Below are 24,830 nucleotides of genomic sequence, written 5' to 3'. Positions count from 1 at the left end.
CTACATGAGATATTCTCCACATCTTAGATCCAGCCATACCGTTCAGGAGGTACATTGAATTGAAGCTTTTCCCATGGAAACGAACTGCATCCGCTACGTCCCTACTTATCCTTGCCATCAGTCTTGCTGCGTGTCAGGACAAAGAGTTAGCCCAGATGCCAGAGCAGCCGAATAATGTTCCAGCACCCGTACAGGAGGAACAAGTCGTCGAAGAACCAGCCAAAGCTCTCTTTACTGCCCCGCTTACAGGTTTGCCTTCTAATGAAGCTATCACAAACAGACCCTTGGCTGTAATGATTAATAATGCTCCTGCCGCAAGGCCTCAATCGGGTCTAAGTTCTGCAGATATTATATTGGAGGTACTTGCAGAGGGAGGGATTACCCGGTTTATCGCAATATTCCAGAGTGAAGGCGGCGCTGAGACGGTTGGGCCTGTGCGTAGCATTAGACCGTATCTGATCCAGCTTGGCGAGAGCTATGACGGGGTGCTTGTTCATGCAGGCGGTAGCCCAGAGGCGTATTCGATTTTGCAACGACAACAAAAACAACATATGGATGAAATATCTAACGGTGGGCCATATTTCTGGCGTTCCTCGGATCGTAAAGCTCCGCATAATCTATACACCTCTGTGGACAAGCTGAGAGAAGGAGCCGATATCAAGGGCTACAGTCACGATAGTGCATCGCCTGTCTATACCTATAAGGAAGAAGGTTGTACTTCTGGCGGAGAGACAGCGAAGCAATTCGAAATTCATTATTTATTGAATAGTTACCTTGTGACGTATGATTATGATGAAGTTAGCGGACGATATATGAGATTGGTAAACGGCAAAGCCGATCAGGATATGGATAATGGTGAACAACTTGGAGCAGCTAACATTATTGTTGCGGGTGCAGATCACAAGGTGCTCGATGATGTAGGGCGATTGTCCGTCAATTTGGAGCAAGGCGGGGAAGCGATGTTATTCCAGAAGGGCAAGATGATCCGTGGACAGTGGGAGAAGGAGCGAGGCGATATCATTCGATTTGTGCAGGATGGCAGTGAGGTAGCACTTGTGCCGGGTAAGACGTTTATTAGCATTGTGCCGAATCAGCCGAGTTTTGCCGACCATGTGAAGCTGAGTGAGCAATAAATAAAGTCAACCCGAATTGTGAAACAGCAGCAGATGACAATGAATGGAAAAATGGATGAGAAATGACATGAATCGACGAATTCAGATTCCGAATAGATGATGATTCAGGTCGTGGAATTTAGCTCTGGTGTGAAAATGAGATTGCCGTTACATCCGGTTTTCGCTTCCATTTGTAAACGCAGTGTAAAATCTAACCTTGAATTTGCCAGTGATACCAAATAATTAAGATTCATTTCAGATTAATGTGATAAGAATATAAAAAAGGATCACACCTTTTGTACAAACCATGAAACAAATATGATAAGATATCAAAGGTTGTCATTTCATGTTTCATCGGTTATCGGCAATTTCTCGTAAAGGGGATAGAGCTATGAAGCTTAAGAAGAAGAAGGATATATTTTTTGAAACACTGGAGAACATGGCAGACACGGTTGTTCAAGCGGCAGATTATTTCTCCCAGCATGTTTCCAACCTTCAGGATGTGACTCTTTTTGCCAATGAAATGAAGAAGTACGAGTCGAAATGTGATGATTACGTGCATACGATCATTACAGAACTCAACAAAACATTTATCACGCCGATCGAACGCGATGATATCATGGAGCTGACAACAACTCTTGATGACGTATTGGACGGAATCGAAGCAACGGCTTCCCGTTTCTATATGTACCAACTGACGGATCCAGACGAGTATATCGTTCAATTTGCTGACATTTTGCGTCAATCGGCTTACGAAATTCAGAAGGCGATTCATTTGCTGTCACAGAAAAAATTGCTCGCTATCCGTGAGTACACCATTCGTTTGAATGATCTGGAAAACCAGGGCGACGAAGTACTGCGCATGTGTATCAAAAATCTCTTCGCTACCGTGTCAGATCCAATTGAACTGATCAAGCGCAAAGAAATTTATGAGCGTCTTGAGACGACGACGGATGCTTGTGAACATGTAGCGAACGTGCTTGAGTCCATCATCATGCGTAATTCTTAAGGAGCCAGAGAATAATGGAAACAACGATTTGGGTATTAGGTATAGTCGTCTTCCTTGCACTGGCGTTTGACTTCATCAACGGGTTTCATGACACGGCGAATGCCATTGCCACTTCAGTATCAACACGGGCACTGACGCCGCGACGTGCGATTCTACTCGCAGCCGTGATGAACTTTGTCGGTGCAATGATGTTTACGGGTGTTGCGAAGACGATTGGGGGGAGTGTGACCGACCCCACCAAGCTAGATAACGGGATTGAGGTAGTCATCGTCACCTTGATCTCGGCGATTATCTGGAATCTTGTAACCTGGTGGTTCGGAATTCCTTCTTCATCCTCTCATGCACTGATTGGAGCGTTGGCAGGAGCTGTATTCGTAGGTGCAGGATCGGACAAGGTGAAGTGGAGTGGATTTATTGATATCGTTGGAGGTTTGTTGTTATCACCTCTGATTGCATTTGCCATAGGTTATGTGGTCATGATTATTCTTAAATACATTTTCGCTAAACGCAGTCCGCATAACGTGAACAAAGGGTTCCGTACGGTACAGATCTTCACAGCGGCACTACAGGCGTTTACGCACGGTACGAACGATGCACAAAAAGCGATGGGTATTATCACCTTTGCTCTCGTTGCAGCCAAAGTACAAGACCATTTGGAGGTTCCGCTGTGGGTTAAAATTTCTGCAGCAACAGCCATGGCACTTGGTACTTCCATTGGTGGTTGGAAAATCATCAAAACGATGGGAACCAAAATCTTTAAAATCGAACCGATTAATGGTTTTGCTGCCGACTTGTCAGCGGCTTCCGTTATTTTCACTGCGACGTTACTACATCTTCCGGTAAGTACAACGCATGCAATCACATCCGCGATTCTGGGTGTTGGTTCTGCTAAACGTTTCTCTGCCGTAAAATGGGGACTCGCTGGACGGATCATTATTACCTGGTTCATTACGATTCCAATTACTGCAGCATTAGCAGGTTTGCTGTACTGGATCATTTTCTAAAAAAATATATTCCTAATCATGACGGACAAGCTAGTCACAGCTGTTCATAACTTTGTGAATATCGGGATATGTGGATAATTATACAACCAAAAAGAAGAGACGCCTGTGCATGAACGTGTGGACAGGCTGGATATGTGGATAGCCATCCGTGGAATGATAAACCAAAAGATATTTATCCTGTGGATACAGGAAACTGTGGATAGGGAATGAGAGAAGCCAACAGGGTTGGCTTTTTTTGTTGTCGTGTTCGTAGAAGTTTCTATATGTAGCAAGAACTATTGGGTGAGTGCAGGAGACGATAGGATGATTAAATTGTACAATAACGTAAAGGATACTAGGACAAGGACGTGGTCTAATTTATGATACGTACACTCGCAATTACACGAGATCATCAAGTCTCCGTAAATGTGCCACTGGCAGAGCTAGATTTGAACGATTACGCCTGGGTATGGGCAGATTTTAACCAGCCTACGAAAGAAGAAAGCCGTATGCTGGATACATATTTTCATTTTCACCCATTAGCTATAGAAGATTGTCTACATGTATTGCAGCGTCCGAAGCTCGACTATTATGATAATTTACAGTTTCTCGTGTTGCATGCCTTGAATCCAGTCACGTTGGAAGCGGAAGAGGTGGACTTGTTCTTAGGTACTAACTTCTTAGTTTCATTCCATCATGGTGTACTTGAAGAGGTCGATGAGGCTTGGGAGCGGTTATTGCATCACGCACATGAACGAACGATCTGGGCTCGCGGCCCGGTAGCTGCAGCCTATACCGTGATGGACAAACTAGTCGATCATTATTTTCCGTCCTTGTTTGCCATTGAGGATGAGCTAGCAGATCTGGAAAACCGGGGTGGCAGGGAGTCAGTAGAGGATCTGATGAACCAGGTGTTCGACCTGCGTAGCAGGCTACTTAAGCTCAGACGGACGGTAGTTCCTATGAGGGATCTGCTCTACCGGGTAATTAATTCCCAACATGTGCAGCGGACAGGAGAGCATACAGCGTATTTTACAGATATTTATGACCATCTGCTCAAGTTGACGGATATGATTGAGGCTGATCGAGAGATGACAGCAGATCTGCGGGATAGCTACATTTCGCTGAACTCCAACCGAATGAATCAGATTATGAAAACACTCACGGTGATTACAACGGTGTTTATGCCACTTACGCTGATCGCGGGGATCTATGGGATGAATTTTGCTTATATGCCTGAGCTACAGTGGAAATTTGGGTATGGTGCGGTACTGTTATTGATGTTTGTGCTAGGCGGAAGTATGGTGGCATGGTTTGTGAAGCGCGGATGGTTCAAGTGAGAACGTAGAACTCCAAACATTACATCAGTATAGGCCACAGGGCAAAATCTCAGACGGTATTAACGGTCAGGAGATAGTTGCCAGGTGGCCTTATGATTCTTCTATATACAAGGGAAATCAAATGTATCCACATGTGAATAAGTTTTTGGCGGAAAATAAAGATGTGCATAACTTTTGGGTTTGTCGCTACGTTATACTGTGACTCTACACTTCCACTACAAAAGAAGCGGCGCCTGTCTCTGCCCCGTTCACAATAATGGTTAGCGTGTGCAGACCGGCATAGTATTTTCGCGTGGTAATCACCTTGAACGATTGCTTCGTAGTTACTCGGGTTCTTCCTGGCGGGTAAACCTTGTCAGAACATTTGAAACGTTTGGGTGCCTGTTTGCCATTAGCCTTCATATAGCCCATCTCGTATTCAATCCGCAGCATCTGTGCTTCACCGCTCTCATTTACCACATCGAACGAAAAATGAAGTTCCTCGCCAATGACTACGGTCTCCTGTGCAAGCGTTAGGTGTTCAATATGGATGGCTTCCTGTTCAAGATAACCGAATAAACGCAATGCTTGAACATGTCCTTGCTTAAGTAGGGAACGACACGCGTGACGTACAATCCAGTCGGTATGTTCATGCTGCCCATACCAAGTGGATGCGAGATCGAGAACCAGATCAGGATGATCCTTCGAAATGTCATTGAGATGGTTTGCCACACTTTTACGGACATAGAGTGACTCGTCCTGTTTCAATGTATGGAGGATAGGGAGGGCTGGTGACGGATCGCTAACTAGACTTCGGAGCTTACTGCCCCATGGTAAACGCGGACGGCTGCCTTCGCTTGCTAATCTACGAATATGTTCATTCGGACTGCCTGTCCATTCCATCAAATGCTTCATTGTTTCAATGGGATAACGCTCAATAAACGGGCGTACCGCAAACTCCGAGCTGGAATAAGGTGTGAAGACGGTTAGGTACTTCATGGATAATTCGTAGTGCTCTGGCTCAAGCCCATTGACTTCGATATAATCCGGTACGAATAAATATTCGACACCACGCATGTCCGGTGCAGCCTGCTCAATAATTTGTAACGCATCCTCATAACGATCTGGCAGTACTTCGGTTAGAGCGAGGGTAATTCTGCGGATTCTTCCCTTGAACTCTAGTATGTCCCAGCCTTCGGCAAAGACAAGATCGCGAAAACGCTGAGTATCCAGGGGGGGATGGAATTGTTGCAGTAGCTTACCCGTGCGTTCTATTAATGCAGGTGTGTATTTATCTTTAAAGAGTTCCATAGTCTGCCTCCTTGTTTCTTATGTAATGGCTAAGTTCAGTTATTGATTATGTTCAATATGGCCGACCAACTAAATGTGTGCAATGGTTGGGTTAACATATATAGTATACCTTAATTTAGAGGAATAAGAACATAGGTTCTTAATAAAATTGGAGAAAAATGAAGGCACCTTCTTTCTTCAAGAAGGTGCCAGAGCGTACGTTAACGTTTGCTGCTTTTGGGACGACGTTTGGTGGGAGTTGTTTTGCGTTTTACCGTGTTGCTACGGCGACGAGGAGTTGTTGTCGTTTTTTTGCGGCGTTTACGTGGCCGAGGCGAAGAATATTCCTCATAATCCGCATCTGCCTCGCTGTTATTGTTTTTCCCTTTACCAAACGGCAGAATCCCCATCACCAGTTTCATCATTGGTGCCATTTGCTGAATACCGCCGACAACTTTTTGCATTTTGCCGATACCGCTCATGATGCCATCAATACCACCGAAACGGTCGATCATTCCTTTTAATTCACCGATGTTGGCAAGTGAGAACCCTGAGCTGCCAGACGATGCAGGTTCTTGAACCGGAATAGGGGCACTCACTGGGGCGCCTCCGGCATAAAAATTGGGGGCAGGTGCGCCTTGCCCATAAGGAACCAGTCCAGATGCCTCCACCTCAGCGAAGTTTGGATAATATGGTTCCACGCCAGGATACATGGATTGAACCGGAGCCTCATTTAATGAACGTTGGATAACCCCTGGCGGTGCATAGGCTGAAGTATAAGCCTGCCGTTGCCGATGTGAATGGGAAGACGGACGTTGCCGTGGCGTAGGCTGGCGGTGATAATAATGCTGTGGCATAAACAATCACGTTCCTTCTATGTTGGATTTCGGAATTGCGTTCCCTCAGCTTGGTGTCAAACGTACATAACAAGGCCGAGAAGGAACTCCCTTTTGCTATACTGTATGTCATTCGCGGAGAGACGGCGTAGGCGGGTATCACGGAAAACGGGATATTTGCGGATTTGGGCGCATGGCATCAAAGGGGATTCTATGACGTATTCGGTAGTTCGGACACAAAATTGTAACATTTAGGATGGTTAAAATCCTACATATTTAATCGGGAATATACAGGCGAAAAACTGGATATACTGCGGGATTATCACGAGTTGTACGCGGAGGGAGGACAATAGTTCTTTTGAAAACGGTAACATGTATTTTTATTCTGCACTGCGTGAAATCGTTAACGCTTGAAATACCAACTCAGGATGCGTACAATGGGGGTACACAGTAACCGCTAGGGGATGATGATAAAATGCAGCTGAAAAAGCTAAATGATAAAAGTATTGAGCAATTATTCGAAGCCATCTTAACACTGAAAGATATTGAAGAATGTTATGTGTTCTTTGATGATCTATGCACAGTAAATGAGATTCAATCGATGTCTCAACGTTTGGAAGTTGCCCGTATGCTTGGTAAAGGCAACACGTATAATCAGATTGAAGCGGAGACAGGCGCAAGCACTGCGACGATTTCCCGCGTTAAACGTTGCCTGAACTATGGTAACGATGGATATAAAATGACCTTGGAACGTCTGGGACGCTAATGATGAAGAAACCGGGTGTACTTATCATTAGTCACGGCTCTCAGGAGCAAATCTGGGTAGACGCCGTGGATGACGCGATTGCTCAGTTGAACCTACCTGAGGCTATGCCTGTTGAAGCCGGTTTTCTTGAACTTGTGGAAGGACGCCTGATCCAGGACGGTATCGACCGACTGGAAGCACAAGGTGTTACCGATCTCTTAGTCGTACCTCTATTTGTATCTTCAGGCAGTACGCATGTGGATGAGATAGAGTATGCGATTGGCGCCAAAGACGCGCCAGAACGCGAAACTGATCTGGAACCATTCCATGTCACAGCCAAGGTACACTTCGGCTATCCGGTCGATAACGATCCTGATATTGCTGTTATGGTGTGGGACAAGGTGAAGTCACTATCGCAGGAGCCTGAGCATGAAACGATTTTGCTGGTGGGTCATGGAAGTATCCGTGATGGATTCCGTCAGCGCTGGGAAGCAGGTATTGCTTCACTTGCGGAACGGGTTCGTGAGGTTAGTGGTGTAGCACACACAGATTATGCTTTACTTAACCCGGAGAGCGTGTATGATAAGGCGAAGTATTGGAGTGAAGAGCAGGGGAGCCGGGTAATCGTGGCGCCGCTGTTTTTGAGTGCCGGTTATTTCACCATGAACGTTATTCCAGAGCGCCTGAAGGATCTGAATTACGCATATCGTGGTGAGACGTTACTGCCACATCCGCTCTTAGGTCAGTGGCTGGAACGGCAGATCCGTATTTTGTTAGACCGGTGTCGTGCGACTGAGGTGTAAAGCTTTCTTTTGAAGAAAGAAATGTTAGAACTTCCTTGTGTCCATAAACGATAAGACAAACTCAACATGAAGATTTCTGATATGCTTCCATCATAGTACAGCGTAGATAACCAACACGTCTACGGTAACTGTGATGGGAGTTTTTGCAATGTCCATATTAAGTTCAACTAGTCCTAAGGCAGATGCTATCATGACAACTTCTTCTTGAAATTACGAGTTATTGTAAGCGTTCCCGTGTTATAATGGATGAAGTTGTATACAAGTTACCTAAAACGTTTTCTGTTTTGTGATTTCATACTCTGAAAGTGAGGTTCAGTGATGATTAAAGTAGCGGAAGATAATCAATATGTTGAATTGACAAGCCCGACAAGTATGCCGAAGGCATCCGGATTTTTGTGGAATGAGAAGATGATGATTCATGTGAATTGCCGGGGATATGCTGTAGCTCAATTCATGCAACCGGAACCTGCCAAATATTCATACGCACCCAATCTGGAAGCCAAGACGTTTATGCAACCGGAGCAGCCATATTATGCCCATCATCCGGGAAGATTCGTATATATCAAGGATGAAGAAAGTGGCGAACTTTTCTCAGCTCCATATGAACCAGTTCGTAAAGAGGCGGATGAATATACCTTTGCTGTAGGTAAACACGATATTCACTGGAAAGTTGTCCAAGACGACATTTGCATCGAGATGTCCCTGCGTCTCCCGAAGGAAGATGTGATGGAGCTATGGCGTGTGCGAGTGACGAACCTGTCTTCGAGAAAACGCAAGCTTAGTATCTATCCGTATTTTACGGTCGGCTATATGTCATGGATGAACCAATCTGGGTCATATGTAGAGAATCTGCAGAGCATCGTCTGCTCGGCGATTACGCCGTACCAGAAGTATCAGGATTATAGCAAAATTAAAAATTATAAGGACAAGACCTATCTGCTTGCAGAGCATAAGCCAGTCTCATGGGAAGTGAATCAAGAGAGCTTCGAAGGCGAAGGAGGACTTCATGCTCCTTCGGCTCTTCAATCGGATACACTACGTGGTGGTGATGCGCGGTACGAGACGCCTGTGGCTGTGCTGCAATATAGATTGGAGCTAGATGCAGGCGCGGAGCAGGACTATCGCTTTATCTTTGGCCCGGCTTATGATGAAGCAGAGATTGAGAGCGTCCGCCAGCACTACTTTTTGAGCAAAAATGAGAATGGGCAGGACGGATTTACCGTAGCCGAGCAGGAATATGCGGATTATGTTGCCGCAGGGCAAGGCAATATCCAGATCGAGACACCGGATAGTGGGCTGGATAACATTGTGAATCACTGGCTACCTCGCCAGATGTACTATCATGGTAAGACTAATCGTCTATCCACCGATCCGCAGACACGGAATTATTTGCAGGACAATATGGGCATGAGCTATATCTTGCCAGAGATTGCGAGAGAAGCCTTCCTGACGGCTATGTCTCAGCAGGAGATCAGCGGCGCGATGCCTGACGGTATTATTTTGCATCCGGACGCCGAGTTGAAGTACATTAACCAGATTCCTCATACCGATCACTGTATCTGGCTTCCGGTCTGCCTCAAGACGTACTTGGATGAAACGAATGATTACAGCATTCTGGAGGAACAAGTTGCTTTTGCAGATAGTGAGCAGCAGGCTTCTGTATTGGAACATATTAATCTTGCGATGCGCTGGTTGATCCATGAGCGGGATGGCCGAGGACTGAACTACATTAATCAGGGTGACTGGTGTGACCCAATGAACATGGTAGGATACAAAGGCATTGGGGTGTCCGGCTGGCTGACGATTGCGACGGCATATGCATTTAATGTGTGGGCAGATATTGCTGAACAGGCAGGGCATGTTGAAGTTGCAGGCGAATTCCGTCAGGAAGCCACGCAGACCAATGCTGTAGTGAATGAGTATCTGTGGGATGGTGACTGGTATGCGCGAGGCATTACGGATGATAACGTCGTGTTTGGTGTCAGCACGGATGTGGAAGGACGCATCTATATCAATCCTCAGAGCTGGGCACTCATGAGTGGGGCTGCGAATCAAGAGAAGCGGGAGAAGTTAATTCGCTCGGTAGAAGAGCAACTGGAGTCACCATATGGGGTCGAGAAGCTCGCACCGTCCTTCACAGCTATGCGTGAGGATGTCGGACGGGTTACGCAAAAGCATCCCGGAAGCGCAGAGAACGGAGCGGTATATAACCATGCTGCAGCATTCTATACCTATTCGTTGTATCTGGTCGGAGAGAAGGAGAGAGCCTATCGTTTGCTGCGTAAAATGATACCAGGCCCCAATGCCGAGGATATAATCCAGCGGGGACAACTACCAGTATTTATACCCAATTATTATCGCGGAGCCTATCGCCAATTCCCACGTACAGCCGGACGATCCAGTAATCTGTTCAACACAGGTACGGTACCTTGGGTCTATCGTTGTGTGATTGACGGTCTGTTCGGATTACAAGGTCACCCGCAAGGACTTCTAGTTCGTCCACAACTGCCTGAGGATTGGAACGAAGCTTCAGTTACGCGTTTGTTCCGTGGGGCTGAGCTGCATGTAAACATGGAGAAGGATGCATCTGTCGAGGTGATGGAAGTTTATGTGGATGGTCAACGGATTGATGGCGATATCATCACGAATATACAAGCTGGGACAAGCTATAATGTAACGGTGAAATTACCTTTGTAGAGTTGTTTTTGTGAAAATATTTTTAGTAATGATCTGTAGCTATCTTTGTAGAACTTAGCATGCAGTAAATATTGATCGGTCTTTATTTTCATAAATACGAGTAGTATCTAGTGCTCTGAAGAATAGCTCATATTCTAAACTGTCTCCTTGATAAGGGGGCAGTTTTGCTATATTGATTTTTTTGAGATTAATCGTTTTGTCAGAATGAATAAAACTCAATCAAGCTTTAATTCTCTAACATTAGTTGTAGATTAGATTTCCGAATAATCGTCAGAATGATCATATTTCAATGCAAATGCGACTTCGTAGATCGAGGTCGTTTTTTTATGTAGCATGCAGGGCATGCCTTATGACTCTGAGAGAAGGAGATTTTGCTGAATTAACGTTTCAGGCAAAGAACTTTTTCGCAGGATACCGGGGGATATGAAGAGAAAGTAACGCAGCAAGGGACAAACAAGCTGTTAAAGATACTCATGTGAAAGAGCCCCTAAATGAAATTGAAATCGCGTCCTAATATGTTGAGTGGTATAAATGAATTTATATGGATAGTATTCGATATTGTTAATGATCTTCATCTAGCGGACTGATCAGAGAGGAGTAGGCCTATGTCCGATTTTTCATGTGGAGCAGCAAGGTTTGTAGATACTGTAGTAGGTTAAATTTTGCTCAAGCGGGTAGAATGGTAGTTTATATAATCGGTTTTAAAAAACATCGTGTGTTATGTAAAATGAACCATTTTCATCGAGGACTAGAATGGTTGCGCTCTATAGGCTAGGACAAGTTCACATTTGATGATATGATGTAATATAAAGGCTTAGGGAATGAGACGGAATTCCTTAAGCATAGATATAGGATAACAATATTGTTAAGGCATGATTAACGGATAGGATGAGTTGGGTAAATTCTGGATAGCGCAAGATGCTTACAATGAAAGCTAAATGAGAATGAGATCGTTCAGACTCATGGATAATGTGGAATAGGTGGCGTATGAGATGAAAAAGGCTCGCTTAATATATAATCCGACCTCAGGCCGGGAAGAAATGAAGAAACGTCTGGCTGATGTGCTGCAGCGTTTGGATCAAGGCGGTATTGAAGCTTCGGTACATGCAACAACGGGTGAGGGAGATGCGACTCGTGAAGCAGAACTCGCCATTGAACGTGGATACGATATGATTATTGCTGCTGGCGGCGACGGGACGCTGTATGAAGTTATCAACGGTATGGCTGAGCGTGAGAATCGTCCACCATTAGGCGTGTTTCCACTCGGAACGACGAATGATTTTGCGCGTGCACTGGGGATCCCAAGGCAATGGGAGGATTACGTGGATCTGGTTATTAACCAACGGCTTCGTCCTCTGGACCTTGGGAAGGTGAACGATAAATATTTTATCAACATCGCAGGTGGAGGTTCATTGACTGAGCTGACCTACGAAGTGCCGAGTCGTCTAAAAACGATGATCGGGCAACTGGCCTATTATATGAAGGGCATTGAGAAAATGGCGAGCCTGTCTCCGCAGGAGCTAATTATCCGCGCGGCAGGACAGGAGGATATTCATGATGAATTCATGCTGTTCCTGATCGCTAATACAAACTCCGTTGGGGGCTTCGAGAAGCTTGCCCCAGGTGCAACGATTGATGATGGATTGTTCGATGTCATTGGTGTCCGCAAATGTAACCTAGCTGACATGATCCGCCTTGTAACGCTTGCACTGCGTGGTGAACACCTGAACGATAAGAAGGTTGTTCATTTCCAGACGGATTATATGGAAGTGACTTCACCAGGATATGTGCAACTGAACCTCGATGGAGAGCTTGGCGGTACGCTTCCGGCAACGTTTAAGAATCTGCGTCATCATTTGATGCTGTATCGTTGATTCAAGCGGAAGCTGCAAGCAGTAGGAGACACTCTTTTGTTGAGCAGATGCTACACGCATGAGTCGATAGATGGAGTGGTTAAACGTAGAGCTTTTCCAGTTGCGGTGATTGCTGAGATGACGTATAATCTCATGGGATTCGTGCTAACGAACCCAGGAAGCCTTATTCTGGCGATATCAGTAAAATTAGAATTCTAACGAATCTCAGCGTCGCTATATAGGCTGAAATGATCCAAAAAGATATGGAAACGCCATTGTAGAATGAAATAACGTCTCTGAAGTTCGTTAGAATTTTGGAACGTTATTTTTGATGTAAATAAGGTGTCTAAGGTTCGTTAGAGTTGATTATATATTAAGAAGAAAGAAGTGAATGTACGTTGTCTAATACGAACCGTAGCGGTCGTGGAAAAAACCGCCGGAATTCGGCTGCCTCTCAAGGGCAAGGGAACGCATCAGCATCCCGTCAGTCGAGTCAATCATCTCGTCCATCTACACGTCAGCAAGGAAAAGGGGCGCGGCCACAAGGCGCATCTCTTTCTACCGCTCGTCCGCAGGGACGTGTGCGTGAATCAGCGTCAATCGAAGGATTACCTGTTAGCAAAAATGAAGAGACGGTCATCGACATTATTGGCATGAACCATGATGGTGAGGGCGTAGGCCGTGCCAATGGTTACACACTCTTTGTGCAAGGTGCACTTCCGGGCGAAACGGTACGTGTGCGTGTGATGAAAACCAAGAAGCAGTATGGCTATGCCAAACTTCTGGAGATCGTAAAGGCGAGTCCGGATCGGGTATCCGCTCCTTGTCCAATTTATGATCAGTGCGGCGGCTGCCAGATCCAGCATATGAGTTACGCTGGACAGCTTGCTTGGAAACGCCAGCTCGTGGTGGATAATTTGCAGCGGATTGGTAAGTTGAATGTGATGGTGGAGGACGCGGAGACACTGGTGTCAAACTCGCAGCATAATGCTTCAGTTGATGCGGCGCAGTTGGCGGGACGGTCAGAACAGGATGCAAATGAAAAAAATGGACAGGCTGCTTCAGATGCCAACAGTAACGAAAGTAACAGCATCCGTCTGCGGCTAGAAGGTGTCACGAACGAAGAAGACACAGCGCAGGGGATTCGTGTACTTCCTACAATGGGCATGACCGAGCCTTGGCGCTATCGTAATAAGGCACAGGTGCCGATTGGTGTAACCGAAGGTGGGCTAGTGGGTGGATTTTATGCCAAAGGTAGCCACCGGATTATTGATATGGAGACATGCCTCATCCAACATGAGCACAACGACGAAGTGGTTGCGAAGGTGAAGGAGATCGGCAGTCATTTTGGAATTAGTGCGTATAACGAAGAGACTGGCCGTGGACTTTTGCGTCATGTCGTTGTGAAAAAGGCATTCCGTACAGGCGAGATGATGCTCGTGCTTGTTACCAATGGTCGGGATATTCCGTACAAGGACGAATGGATTGGCAGTATCCGTGAAGCGATTCCGCAAGTGGCGAGTATCTGTCAGAACGTGAATAAGAAACAGACAAACGTGATCTTTGGTGATGAAACCCGTGTCCTATGGGGTCGTGATGTGATCTATGATTTTATCGGCGATGTGCAATTTGCGATCTCAGCTCGTTCATTCTATCAGGTAAACCCGGTGCAGACAGAAGTGCTGTATGGGAAAACGGTAGAGTATGCTGGACTCAGCGGCAAAGAGACCGTTATTGATGCCTATTGCGGCATCGGTACAATCTCTCTTTTCCTCGCGCAGCATGCGGATCAGGTATATGGGGTTGAAATTGTGCCTGAAGCCATTGAGGATGCGCGTAGCAATGCGATGTTGAACGAGATGAAGAACGTGAAGTTCGAAGTCGGTGCATCTGAGGATGTAATTCCACGGTGGAAAGAGCAAGGCATCGAAGCTGATGTCATCGTTGTCGATCCCCCGCGTAAGGGCTGTGACCCGCGCTTGCTTGATACCATTCTGGAGATGAAGCCAGAGCGCGTGGTGTATGTGAGTTGTAATCCAAGTACGTTGGCACGTGACTTGCGTGTGCTGGAGGATGGCGGATATCGCACGGTAGAGGTTACGCCGGTTGATATGTTCCCCCATACGGTGCATGTGGAGTCGGTGGCGATGTTGGTGAGAGAAGACTAATAGTTGAGGTGTATTGGCCTATATAGCAACGGAGCGGGTAAAGTCCCGCTTCTTTTTTTTGACCATAAGTTTAGTCATGGGGCGGCTATGGATAGCCGTATTCTGTTGCAGCCCCACCCAGTGGCCGGCGAAAAGGAAATTATTTCTGAGCCGATGTTACGGCTTGTCATATCTGTCTGAAATTTTGGATAATATCGTCTGTATGCACAAAGAAAGCCCGGATCAGATTGACGGGGAGAAAACAAGGAACGTAGTGATTCTATTATTAACAGGAAGCTAGCATACAGACCTGTCTTTCTATCAAAATAAAACGCTTTAGAGAGTACCCCTAATTAACTCAATCTCCCCGCACAAAATCGTAAGAAATCCTTATATACATCATCTCAGTCTCAATTACCTGAACTATACAAGGAAGAGATGCAGACGCAATTAAAAGAGTTACTCGCCCTGCATCTCAAATGTTCCCATTCTAGCAAGTTCTTTAATCGGAGTTTAAATGTCAAAAAAGTCTACACGCGTAGTATTAAGCAATTGATGTAATTGGGTGTTTAACTTGTACAGGATAAAGGTCTTCATCATTTGTTTTTACAAATAAGCCACTATGAGAGATAGTGCTTTTTATATTGATATCCTTATAATCTGGAGTATAATGAAAGGTTATTTTTTCGATATTTCCACCTGCAATCTTAGTCAAGATATCTGAAACTTTGACTTCATTTATAAAGATAATATCGAAGGTGTCCATATGATTGTTTTCTTTCTTATAAATAGCAATAGCATTCTCATTTTCCAAGTAATAAATATCATCACTAAAAACGTTAAGGCAATAATACATTAATATTCCTTGAGTGCAATCAGTTCCAAAACGTTGAGAAACGGGCAATCTTTCTGAGGCAAATTTGTAAATAAAACGTATCTCATCTGCTTTACTTACATTTAGTTTTCTGATGCCTGTATGCTCAAATTGGCTTGGTGTAACGTCTATTGAGAATTCACGCTCTTCTACTGCTTTAAATCCAAACTTGGGATAAAAATCAAGAACCGTATTATTGGCAAAGAGATACATGATATCATACTTGTTCTCATATTCCTCTAGAACCTTGTTCATTAAACTTGTAGACAATCCTGTTCTTCGATATTCAGGATGTATCATTACTGTTCCGATTTGTATAGCTTTTTTCTTCTCACCATTAATAATTAACTCAAGAATGTTTACTGAAACATTTGCAATGATCTTATCTCCCTCAACAAATGAAAAAGGAATGTATCGTTCGCTCCAAAAACCTTTTTGATACCAATTTTCAAAACTTAAATCAAAAGTGTTGGTAGCAAGTTCGAAAAAACTCTTTCTAAGTGCTTCATTGTTTTTATAATCCTTCGTAAATATAAGTTCCTTCATTGTATTCTCCTCCTTGATTCTCAAAAGTGACTGTCTATATATTTCTGTATATTAATGGTATTATCACATACTTACTAGGCGAAATATAATTATCTTAAAACAAAATACGATAAAAAACTGTTTGAATCTCGAAAGATGTTTAGCCAAACTGGCTTGTTTGATCCGTTGATTGCTCAGATTTGTGAGAATATGTTAGAAGAATTGAAACCAAAGAATAAACTCATAAAAGTATTAGCTGATCGCCATCCAACTATGCTGAGTTCCGTAGAATGCTTGCGGATGATGGAATGGATATAAAAGTTATCCCCGAAAGTAAGTACCTTCAAGAATTAAGATTGTAAAGAGGATTATGGAAAGTTTTGCCGAATAGTTCAATGTACCTATAAGAAAGCATCAGGAGGGAGTCAACAGAAGTGCAAAGTACTACAAGATCAACCGCCAATCAACCCAACAGGACAACGTCAGCCCAAGCTAACAGGGCTATCGAAAGCCAAACAGGAGGAGCAGGGAGGCAATCGAACACAGCAAATAAAGCTGTTGTATGTCGCAAATGCAAGTCACAGCAAGTCGTAGCTAACAAAAGAGGGTATAGTTTCGCAAACATGTTTAAAACTTTGGGATGGATGGGGTTATTTCCTTTCTTATTAGTGGTGATTGGTACGATTGTAGCTTTTTATTTTCAATCGAATGCAAGAATAGAAATTGGTGGAATTAGTAGTGGAAGTAGTACCGGAGATGGACCATTTGGAGCTATATTAGCGATCATCGGAGTTCTTTGCGGGATATCCATGTTTACATCCTTGCCTGTAAGTATCCTTGTCGGGTTCGCTGGGAGAAGTGAAATTGTTAACGGCTGTATGAACTGTGGCTTTAAATGGAGACCTGCTAAGAAGAAGTAAATTATATGATGGGGAGCATCTACCCCTGCTGAGCTTTAAGGAAGTTACATAATATTACATTTACCTATTCCTTTCGGACTCAAGCATCTAATGCTTGGGTCTTTTAACGATTCTATATTAAGTAATTTTTTTTCTAATTCTGCTATCAATAATGATGTAGTGTGCTACAATCTCCTGAGATTGGGTATTATACGTTCAAAAAGCAAGTTGCTGAGCTTATCAGTCCTCGTTGAGAACAATAAGCTTAGTGTAAGTCAAAGGTGGGTTTTGTTATGTCCAAAAACGATAATATGCTAACCATTCTATGGATGTTGAATTCGGGAGAGAAATGGACTGCCAAGCAAATATCGGAAAAGTTAGAGATAAGTATAAGAACCGTTTATCGATATATTGATGCATTGTGTGTCAGTGGTGTTCCGATCATATCTGACTCAGGCCACAATGGCGGGTATAGCTTGCTGCACAATTTTATTAAATCTCCCTTGCTTTTTAGTATGGATGAAAAAAAGACATTGCTTCACGCTGCCCTATTTGCCAAAGAAGCCGGATATCCGTTGAGTGAAGCATTAGAGAATGCAACATCCAAGTTGAAAATGTATTCGAATCAGGAGCAGGAAAGGTTACTAAGCCATCAATTAGCCGGGTTTGAAGTCATAAACCGGAAGGGCTACCCCGCTGTTCAGCCGGTATTGCAAGAACTAGAGTTTGCTGTAGCAAATGAAGAGTCTGTAGAAATTTGTTATCGTAAAAAACATGAAGAGCAGTCGCAAAATAGGGTGATTGACCCTTATGGCGTGGTGAATTGGAACAATAAGTGGTACACCATTGCATTTTGCCACCTTCGGAATGAGATCCGAAGCTTTCGGGTAGAACGAATTTTGAACATCACACGCACGCCATTCTCATTTAGTCGTCCCAATGATTTTTCAGCGCGTACTTTTTTTATGGGGAATCTGTTGCCAGATGTAGCAGGTAAATCCGGATTAATTCCTTTAATTATTGGTGGCAGGGCAGAGGCGTTGGATGATTTATGCTTACATTGGTTTTTGGAGCATCATTTACAGGAACGAACAGCAATGCAAGCAACCTTTTTACTTGAAGAAGATTTACTGTATACACATGTGCCGTATATCATTTTTCCTTATGGAAAATCCATTCAAGTTATAGAGCCACAGAATCTCAAGAATAAACTCGTGGCGGTAGCATCAGAGTTAATGGAATATTATCAAGCTTAATAACTTCACTGACAGCAGTTGTCAGTGAAGTTATTTTATTATAATGATAACCACTCATGAAAGATGAATGGTTGCTGTTACTAATAACTTTATGAGGAGCACTTAGAAATGAATAATACCGTATATCTTTATGTGTTTGATACCATGTCCGATTGGGAGATCGGTTATTTAACCGCCGAATTGAACTCTGGAAGATACTTTAGACAGGGGCTGGCTCCAGTCCGAATAGTTACTGTTGGAGTAGCAAAGACGCCAGTAACAACCATGGGCGGATTGAAAATAATGCCTGAAGTAAGCGTGGATGAATGCAATATTAGAAACGTAGAGGCACTTATTTTACCTGGTGGAAATACATGGACAGAAGCTGTGCACGAGCCCATATTAAAAATTGCTGAGATGTGTTTAGAGGAAGGGATCGTCGTTGGAGCCATTTGCGGTGCTACCATAGGACTTGCTCAAGCGGGTTTGCTAGATTCACGTCAGCACACAAGTAATGATATGGCCTACCTTAAAATGATCTGCCCCTCTTACACAGGCGAAGAATATTACCATATGGAATCTGCTGTCACCGATGGGAAATTGATTACTGCATCCGGAATAGCTCCATTAGAATTCGCTGTACATGTTTTAAAAGCACTAGATGTATTTTCTCCCAAAACATTAGATGCTTGGTATCGTCTTAATAAAACTCATGAAGCTACATATTTCTATGAATTAATGAATTCAATCCAATGACAGTTTAGGGGAAAAGCTCAGCAATTCGTATAAGGATTATGAACCATGCTAACTGTTGTTGGCGTGGTTTTTGGTATGAGCGTCTATTACCAAGCTATGCTTGTTGATGTTTATTCTCAACCCCTCCTAGAAATTTGCAGGGTACATTATGATGTAATAATGATATTATTTGGATGATCAACTTACTTATTGCGCTCTTGTAGATTGGGGTTGAGTACATAATGAGAGAGAGTCTTAGAATGGGTTCTCGTACGATTTGGATTTATATTATTGGAGCCATTGTTGCTGGTTTAGTTGGGGGTTATTTTGTTCTCTCTGCGCCGGACTCTCCTAAGTTCCAAAGTGAAGAAGGTATGCTGGATTTAACGCAGATTCAGGTTAGTACCCATCCGCAAAAGTTAACAGGGGAGTGGGCGTTTTACTGGCAAGAGCTGTTATCGCCTCAGGACATCCGAGTTCGTTCGGAACGGGATGGACATCAGGATCGCTGGATCAGCATTCCGAGTTCATGGCTGGGCTACCCTTTAGCAGGTGAGCAGCTGAAAGGGACAGGCTATGCCACCTTTGGATTGGTCATCCAGCTAAGCGAGCAGGATCGAAACGATAGGCTTGCTTTGCGGCTGCCTAGCATTTTTAATGCGTATAAATTATGGGTCAATGGGGAGCTACTAGCAGAAGTTGGTAAGGTTGGTCAGGACAAGCACAGCATGACTCCGCAATTGGAAACAAAGCTGGTATATTTTCAGCCCAAAAGCGACACGGTAGAGTTGGTTATGCAAATATCCAACTTCCAACATCATCGTGGCGGCATGACCAAGTATATTGAGCTGGGTGGCAGTGACGTACTAACGACTAAGACCAATTTAAATCTGGCTAGAGATATGTTTGTCACGGCAAGTTTGCTAGTGATTGGCTTGTATAATCTACTATTGTTCTCGCTGAGACGCAAGGATAGAGCCCTATTATATTTTGGATTGTTTACTGTACTGCTTGGTATTCGATCCTTGTTCAACGGCGAGCTTATCTTTACACAATGGATGCCTCATTTCCCTTGGGAATTGCAGTTCAAGATGGAGTATCTGATTCTCTGCGTCAGCGGTTATATCATCACCATGTATTTTGATTGTATTTTTCCGCATTATGTATCCCGATGGTTTCGTCTGAGTACCCGGATCGCAACTGGTGCATTCTGTATCCTTGTTGTGATTACCCCTGCACTTATATATACAAAATTATTGCTGGCGATCGGTGTAATGGTTGTTCTACAAATGGTTTATCTAATGGTCGGGCTGGTTCGAGTAGCAATGCGACGTATGGAGGGAGCGCTGCTCTTCCTTTTGGTGTCGGTGGTTACTTTGGTCGCAGTAGTGAATGACTTTTTATATTTCAACGGATGGTCGGTGATCGGAAATACCTCCCCGCTTGGCTTGTTGATATTTACATTCGCGCAGATGATATTGCTATCATCGAGATTTACGAAGACAGCAACAAATGAGGAGAGAATTGCCCGTGAGTTGCAGAATGTTAATGACAAGCTAGTTGAAATGAATATGAATTTGGAAGGAACCGTGCAGGAGCGCACGCAGGCTCTTTCTGCAGCTCATGATGATCTTCGCACTTCTTATGACAGATTGCTTCACTCCGAACAGGGGAGAAAGAAGCTTCTTGCTTATATTACGCATGACTTGCGTATGCCGCTGTCCAGCATGCTTGGGTACGTAGAAGCTGTACAGGACAGGGTCAAGCCGGAGCGTAATGAACAATATCTGAAGTATATTCGGGAGAACACGATCAGGATTAACCGCATGATCGAGGAGTTATCCTTTTTATCTCATTTGGAGACTGGACAGGTCTCGTACCGAATGGAGCCGGTTCAGATCATTCCCTTTTTACTTAACTTCTATGAACAATATGAGCTGGTCGTGCGTGATGCTGGATTAGATTTTATAATGGATATCGGAGATGTGGAAGAGCAACTACCTAACGCACCTATTGTCGAGATGGATGCAAAAAGGGTAGAGCAGGCCTTATTTAATCTGGTGTCGAATGCCATGAAGTTCACCTCCAGAGGAGGAGTGGTTTGTATTGCGCTAGCTGTGAACGAGGTGGATCAGGCTGGTCAGGTGATCATAAGCATACAAGATTCCGGCATGGGTATTCCTCCAGATCAGCTTGAGCAGATCTTCGAACGTAATTACAGATACGATCAACCGGGGTTGGATAAGGGCACTGGGGGTAGTGGACTGGGGCTAGCCATTTGCAGAGAAATCATACTTGCACAAGGCGGAACAGTTCGAGCGGAGAGTGACGGCAAGTTGGGAGCGACATTCTATGTAACGCTTCCTTGTATTGAGAGGGAAGGAAGGGGATGACAGGATGGACACTTACAAAATAATGATCGTCGATGATGATCCCCATATATGCGAGATCGTTCAGGTGTATTGCGACAGGGAGGGATTTACCTCTACCTTCAGTCATAGTGGGACAGAAGCGATGAAGCTGCTTACAACGTTTGAGCCGGATTTAATTGTGCTGGATGTATTGCTCGCTAATGAGAACGGTATTGATTGGTGCAGGAATGCGCGTAACCTTACCAGTGCACCGATCGTGTTTCTGAGCAGCCAAGAGGAAGACGAAGTGAAAATTAGCGCATTAACCTATGGTGGCGACGATTATGTAACCAAGCCGTTCAGTCCAGGAGTACTCATGGCCAAGATCAAGGCGCACCTTCGTAGAGTGTCTTCAGGTAGAAGGGAGCAACTGCTGGAATTACCGGGTCTGACCCTGGATTTCTATACACAGTCTGTCAACATAGAGGGGAAACCTATCTTTTTATCAAAAAAAGAGTTCAGCCTGCTGTCCTATATGGCACAAAACGTGAATCGTGTCATCAGTGTGGATACATTGTTTCAAATCATCTGGGGCATGGAAAGCCTGGAGGATACAAGAACGGTCGCGGTACACATCAGTAATTTACGTAAAAAAATCGAGGCTGACCCTGCCGACCCTGAGCGAATCATTACAGTTCGGGGGAGCGGTTATATGTTGGTTGCTAACAATGCGTCATAAGCATGAGTATACTGGCAGATGGATAAAGATAGATAACTCTAGATAAAGGTAGACTCATTAGAAATAGCGGCCTAAGGGAGATATCCCTACGCTTTGGGCAAGTGGAAATAGAGGCGATTTCAATCCTTCAATGAGAAAACTCTCGTATATAGGTCTCTTCATTGACCAGTACGATATTCCTTATGTTGCTTATGAGGATTCGGCACAGGGTCAACGGGCAACCATCATGAAATACGGGGCGAGTGGGTCGCCGTGGACAAACCTGGTTTCTCCTCAACTGAAGTTCATGATATACAAGCCACTAAAGGCAAAGATTGCAATCTTTCTATCATGTTTAAAGAGAGAGCTGCGAGAACTAATCAGCTTACACCTAACTGGACTAAAATCTATATACTGAAGCATAAGATTGAATAATTTAGATTTCTAATAACAAACAGCAGAAGAACGAGCTGTCCCAAAGCCACAGACATGGCTTGGACAGCTCGTTTTTGCGTTAGCAAGGCATGGGACATAAACATAAACATCAAATATGAGTCGAATCTACATGAAGTAAGGCTGTGTTATACTTTAGTTGTTTTCTGCTAGTGGAGATGGCTCCGTTCTAAGGTGCCAAAACGGACAATTCAATTTATAGCGCTTGTTACCTACTGTGGACTGATACGTAATAAGATGAAAACTTGATTTTTTATAACTGCAGGAGGTGTCCCGTGGCATTTATTCAACTGAAATGTCCGAATTGCAATGGCAAGATAGAGCCTAAAGGGAAACGGCTGTTCAAATGTCCGTTCTGTGAGACGGAACTGCTGCTCCAGGAAAATAACGTATACCATGTAGATCAATCCGTTCACCATTATCACGGGACAGCTGTTCCAACCAGACCTGTCAGGTCAAAACCAAAACGGAACGGCTTGCTAGCGGGTTTGCTGGTTCTTGCTCTTTCCGTCTATTTTATATGGATTTTCGCCAATCAGGGAAGTGGGGGAGGGGCAAGCCAATCCCATGTTGTGCGGACAGAGCCGGAAAGCGAGGTGCTGCAGCTCTTCCTGAGAGACATCTTTGATAAGACGGAGGCTATGCCGTCGTTAGAGGAACTTGGCAGCATCCGTTTTTTATCCGTGGATAAAGCGGATGACCGATGGCGGTTCAGGTACAGCTTCGACGATCCCTTCACAAACGAGCAGTCAGAATGGAAAGAATATGTCGTGACAGATAAAGTGCTGAATACCCAGCGAATTGAGCAGAAGGACTTCGAAGCGTTTTCGGGTCTGACTGGTCTGGACTTAAATGGGGAGTATGAAATAACCCAGACGAGAGACATGAGCTTCAGTCATATGAAGAATTTGAAAAGTTATTCGTCTGGCTTCAACGAATCGTTCTATGTGTTCGCTTCTTATTTCGGTGATAAGAGCCGCATTCAGCAATTAACGACTCAGATACGCAGCAATGACGAAATGGCACGATTGCTTGAATTTTCTAATCTGCAGAATTTAAGCATTACATACGTTGATGAATCGGTTACCGATTTTCAATTACTGCAGCAGCTACCGTTACGTTCACTTGCGATTACAACAATAGACGATCTGAGCTTTTTGTCCACGCTTCCTTCTTTGGAATCATTAAGCATCGGCACCAGTGAAGCGACTGACTTCAGCAGTCTGTATGCACTCAGCCAGATGGAAGAGTTAAAATTTGACGGCGTGCGAAATTTGAGGACGCTCGATTTTGTAGCCAGCATGCCTAAGCTTCATACTCTGGATGTAAATCAGGTCAGCCTTGTTAGTCTGGAACCATTGCGGAATAAAGCATCACTCACCAGGCTGAGGCTTGCGGATGCAGGAGCACAGGAGACACTGCAAGTAATCAACAGCTTGAGTTCATTGTCATCGCTTGCCGTCTCTGGTTACTATAGCACGGCGCCAGAGCTCAACCTCCCCCGTGTAACTGAATTGGTGCTGCCTGGCTCCTTCGTGCCGTTTCTTCATGCACCCGTGGTTAGTAACCTAACCGTTAATCTGAACAGCAACGGGATCAGTGGCAAGGATTTAATACGGTTTCCGCAGTTGTCGGAGCTTTCATTGCTGGAATCAGGCAGCTTTACTCAGGTGAAGGCATTGAATCAGCTGCCGAAATTGCAAGTATTGAACGCTAGCGAGACATCCTTTTACGGGGAAACTCGGGAACTGTTTCAATTATCGAATCTTACAGCACTTGAATGTTTGGAATGTACGTTCCAGCTGGAGGGAGATGCTCCTTATGATAACGGCAAGCTGGAGCAGTTGAATCTGAATAACTCATATTTCTCACTCGATAACAATCATGTTGAGGATTTGGAACGGATAACACCCTACCTGACAGGTTTAACAGAAATACGTTCCTTTACTCTACAGGACAGTTCCATCCAAACGCTTGATTTCGTAAAACAATGGAAAAAACTAGAGATTTTGCACGTAGAGAATAATGCGATATCCAATCTCAACCCGCTAAGCGAGCTTACCTCTTTAAGAAAGGTCTACATCACGGGTAATCCAGTTCAGAACAAGACGATTTTGGGCGACAGGATTGCTGTCTATTAAGCTGTGCAAATTGTCGGGAGTTTACTTCTAGGTTGCAATCATCACGTAAAAACCCGGACTGGCTTTGATGCCCAGTCCGGGTTTTCGTCTGTAATAATGGTTTTC

General features: G+C 44.3%; 19 protein-coding genes and 1 pseudogene. 17 read left to right on the top strand and 3 right to left on the bottom strand.

What is annotated here, in order from left to right:
- The first annotated feature begins 59 nt into the window (after positions 1 to 59).
- From MH215_RS13320 to corA, 4 genes are all read left to right on the top strand, one after another.
- Positions 60 to 1,133, top strand: coding sequence for a DUF3048 domain-containing protein (locus MH215_RS13320; protein ID WP_239290743.1), 1,074 nt, complete (start codon positions 60 to 62; stop codon positions 1,131 to 1,133).
- 370 nt (positions 1,134 to 1,503) lie between these two features.
- A complete protein-coding gene (locus MH215_RS13315) occupies positions 1,504 to 2,121 on the top strand; it encodes a DUF47 domain-containing protein (RefSeq protein ID WP_056692927.1) in 618 nt (205 codons plus the stop codon).
- Between the two features lie 14 nt (positions 2,122 to 2,135).
- Positions 2,136 to 3,125 carry an inorganic phosphate transporter gene (locus tag MH215_RS13310; protein WP_056692924.1) on the top strand — a complete coding sequence of 330 codons (990 nt, stop codon included), beginning with the start codon at positions 2,136 to 2,138 and terminating at the stop codon, positions 3,123 to 3,125.
- Positions 3,126 to 3,484: 359 nt separating this feature from the next.
- On the top strand, positions 3,485 to 4,444 hold the full coding sequence (gene corA, locus MH215_RS13305) for a magnesium/cobalt transporter CorA (protein ID WP_239290742.1): 960 nt from the start codon (positions 3,485 to 3,487) through the stop codon (positions 4,442 to 4,444).
- A 204-nt stretch (positions 4,445 to 4,648) separates the two neighbouring features.
- Here the strand turns inward: corA and MH215_RS13300 are convergent, their stop codons facing one another.
- Both MH215_RS13300 and MH215_RS13295 read right to left on the bottom strand, forming a co-directional pair.
- Positions 4,649 to 5,734 carry a DNA alkylation repair protein gene (locus tag MH215_RS13300; protein ID WP_239290741.1) on the bottom strand — a complete coding sequence of 362 codons (1,086 nt, stop codon included), beginning with the start codon at positions 5,732 to 5,734 and terminating at the stop codon, positions 4,649 to 4,651.
- 200 nt (positions 5,735 to 5,934) lie between these two features.
- Positions 5,935 to 6,570, bottom strand: coding sequence for a tyrosine protein kinase (locus MH215_RS13295; protein WP_239290842.1), 636 nt, complete (start codon positions 6,568 to 6,570; stop codon positions 5,935 to 5,937).
- A gap of 454 nt (positions 6,571 to 7,024) precedes the next feature.
- Between MH215_RS13295 and MH215_RS13290 the strand changes: the two genes are divergently transcribed.
- From MH215_RS13290 to rlmD, 6 genes are all read left to right on the top strand, one after another.
- Positions 7,025 to 7,315, top strand: a complete 291-nt coding sequence (locus MH215_RS13290) for a YerC/YecD family TrpR-related protein (protein ID WP_017690665.1) — start codon at positions 7,025 to 7,027, stop codon at positions 7,313 to 7,315.
- 2 nt (positions 7,316 to 7,317) lie between these two features.
- Complete coding sequence (locus MH215_RS13285) at positions 7,318 to 8,097, top strand: sirohydrochlorin chelatase (RefSeq protein WP_239290841.1); 780 nt, start codon at positions 7,318 to 7,320, stop codon at positions 8,095 to 8,097.
- Positions 8,098 to 8,415: 318 nt separating this feature from the next.
- Positions 8,416 to 10,794, top strand: coding sequence for a GH36-type glycosyl hydrolase domain-containing protein (locus tag MH215_RS13280; RefSeq protein WP_239290739.1), 2,379 nt, complete (start codon positions 8,416 to 8,418; stop codon positions 10,792 to 10,794).
- 992 nt (positions 10,795 to 11,786) lie between these two features.
- Complete coding sequence (locus MH215_RS13275; RefSeq protein WP_239290737.1) at positions 11,787 to 12,668, top strand: diacylglycerol kinase; 882 nt, start codon at positions 11,787 to 11,789, stop codon at positions 12,666 to 12,668.
- 39 nt (positions 12,669 to 12,707) lie between these two features.
- Complete coding sequence (locus MH215_RS13270; RefSeq protein WP_239290735.1) at positions 12,708 to 12,866, top strand: hypothetical protein; 159 nt, start codon at positions 12,708 to 12,710, stop codon at positions 12,864 to 12,866.
- Positions 12,867 to 13,045: 179 nt separating this feature from the next.
- Positions 13,046 to 14,815, top strand: a complete 1,770-nt coding sequence (rlmD, locus tag MH215_RS13265) for a 23S rRNA (uracil(1939)-C(5))-methyltransferase RlmD (RefSeq protein ID WP_239290733.1) — start codon at positions 13,046 to 13,048, stop codon at positions 14,813 to 14,815.
- A gap of 523 nt (positions 14,816 to 15,338) precedes the next feature.
- Here rlmD and MH215_RS13260 read toward each other — a convergent pair.
- Positions 15,339 to 16,214 (bottom strand): GNAT family N-acetyltransferase, encoded by an 876-nt coding sequence (locus MH215_RS13260; protein ID WP_239290731.1) that lies wholly within the window; start codon positions 16,212 to 16,214, stop codon positions 15,339 to 15,341.
- 239 nt (positions 16,215 to 16,453) lie between these two features.
- Between MH215_RS13260 and MH215_RS29325 the strand changes: the two are divergent.
- The 7 genes and pseudogenes from MH215_RS29325 to MH215_RS13225 form a co-directional block, all read left to right on the top strand.
- A pseudogene (locus tag MH215_RS29325) lies at positions 16,454 to 16,549 on the top strand (rRNA (guanine-N1)-methyltransferase); the annotation flags it as partial.
- Positions 16,550 to 16,816: 267 nt separating this feature from the next.
- Positions 16,817 to 17,113, top strand: a complete 297-nt coding sequence (locus tag MH215_RS13250) for a hypothetical protein (protein ID WP_239290729.1) — start codon at positions 16,817 to 16,819, stop codon at positions 17,111 to 17,113.
- Positions 17,114 to 17,385: 272 nt separating this feature from the next.
- On the top strand, positions 17,386 to 18,348 hold the full coding sequence (locus MH215_RS13245) for a helix-turn-helix transcriptional regulator (protein ID WP_239290727.1): 963 nt from the start codon (positions 17,386 to 17,388) through the stop codon (positions 18,346 to 18,348).
- 108 nt (positions 18,349 to 18,456) lie between these two features.
- A complete protein-coding gene (locus MH215_RS13240) occupies positions 18,457 to 19,083 on the top strand; it encodes a type 1 glutamine amidotransferase family protein (protein ID WP_239290726.1) in 627 nt (208 codons plus the stop codon).
- A 221-nt stretch (positions 19,084 to 19,304) separates the two neighbouring features.
- The gene (locus MH215_RS13235; RefSeq protein WP_239290725.1) at positions 19,305 to 21,455 is read left to right on the top strand and encodes a sensor histidine kinase; all 2,151 of its coding nucleotides are present in this window, start codon (positions 19,305 to 19,307) and stop codon (positions 21,453 to 21,455) included.
- 4 nt (positions 21,456 to 21,459) lie between these two features.
- Positions 21,460 to 22,152: a response regulator transcription factor gene (locus tag MH215_RS13230; protein ID WP_239290724.1), complete on the top strand. Its 693-nt coding sequence runs from the start codon at positions 21,460 to 21,462 to the stop codon at positions 22,150 to 22,152.
- A 707-nt stretch (positions 22,153 to 22,859) separates the two neighbouring features.
- The gene (locus MH215_RS13225) at positions 22,860 to 24,725 is read left to right on the top strand and encodes a leucine-rich repeat domain-containing protein (RefSeq protein ID WP_239290723.1); all 1,866 of its coding nucleotides are present in this window, start codon (positions 22,860 to 22,862) and stop codon (positions 24,723 to 24,725) included.
- Positions 24,726 to 24,830 lie beyond the last annotated feature (105 nt).

Source organism: Paenibacillus sp. ACRSA, from assembly GCF_022346845.1.
GTDB lineage: Bacteria > Bacillota > Bacilli > Paenibacillales > Paenibacillaceae > Paenibacillus.
Note: the sequence above shows the minus strand (reverse complement) of the source record. Positions and strands in the feature narration are given on the sequence as shown.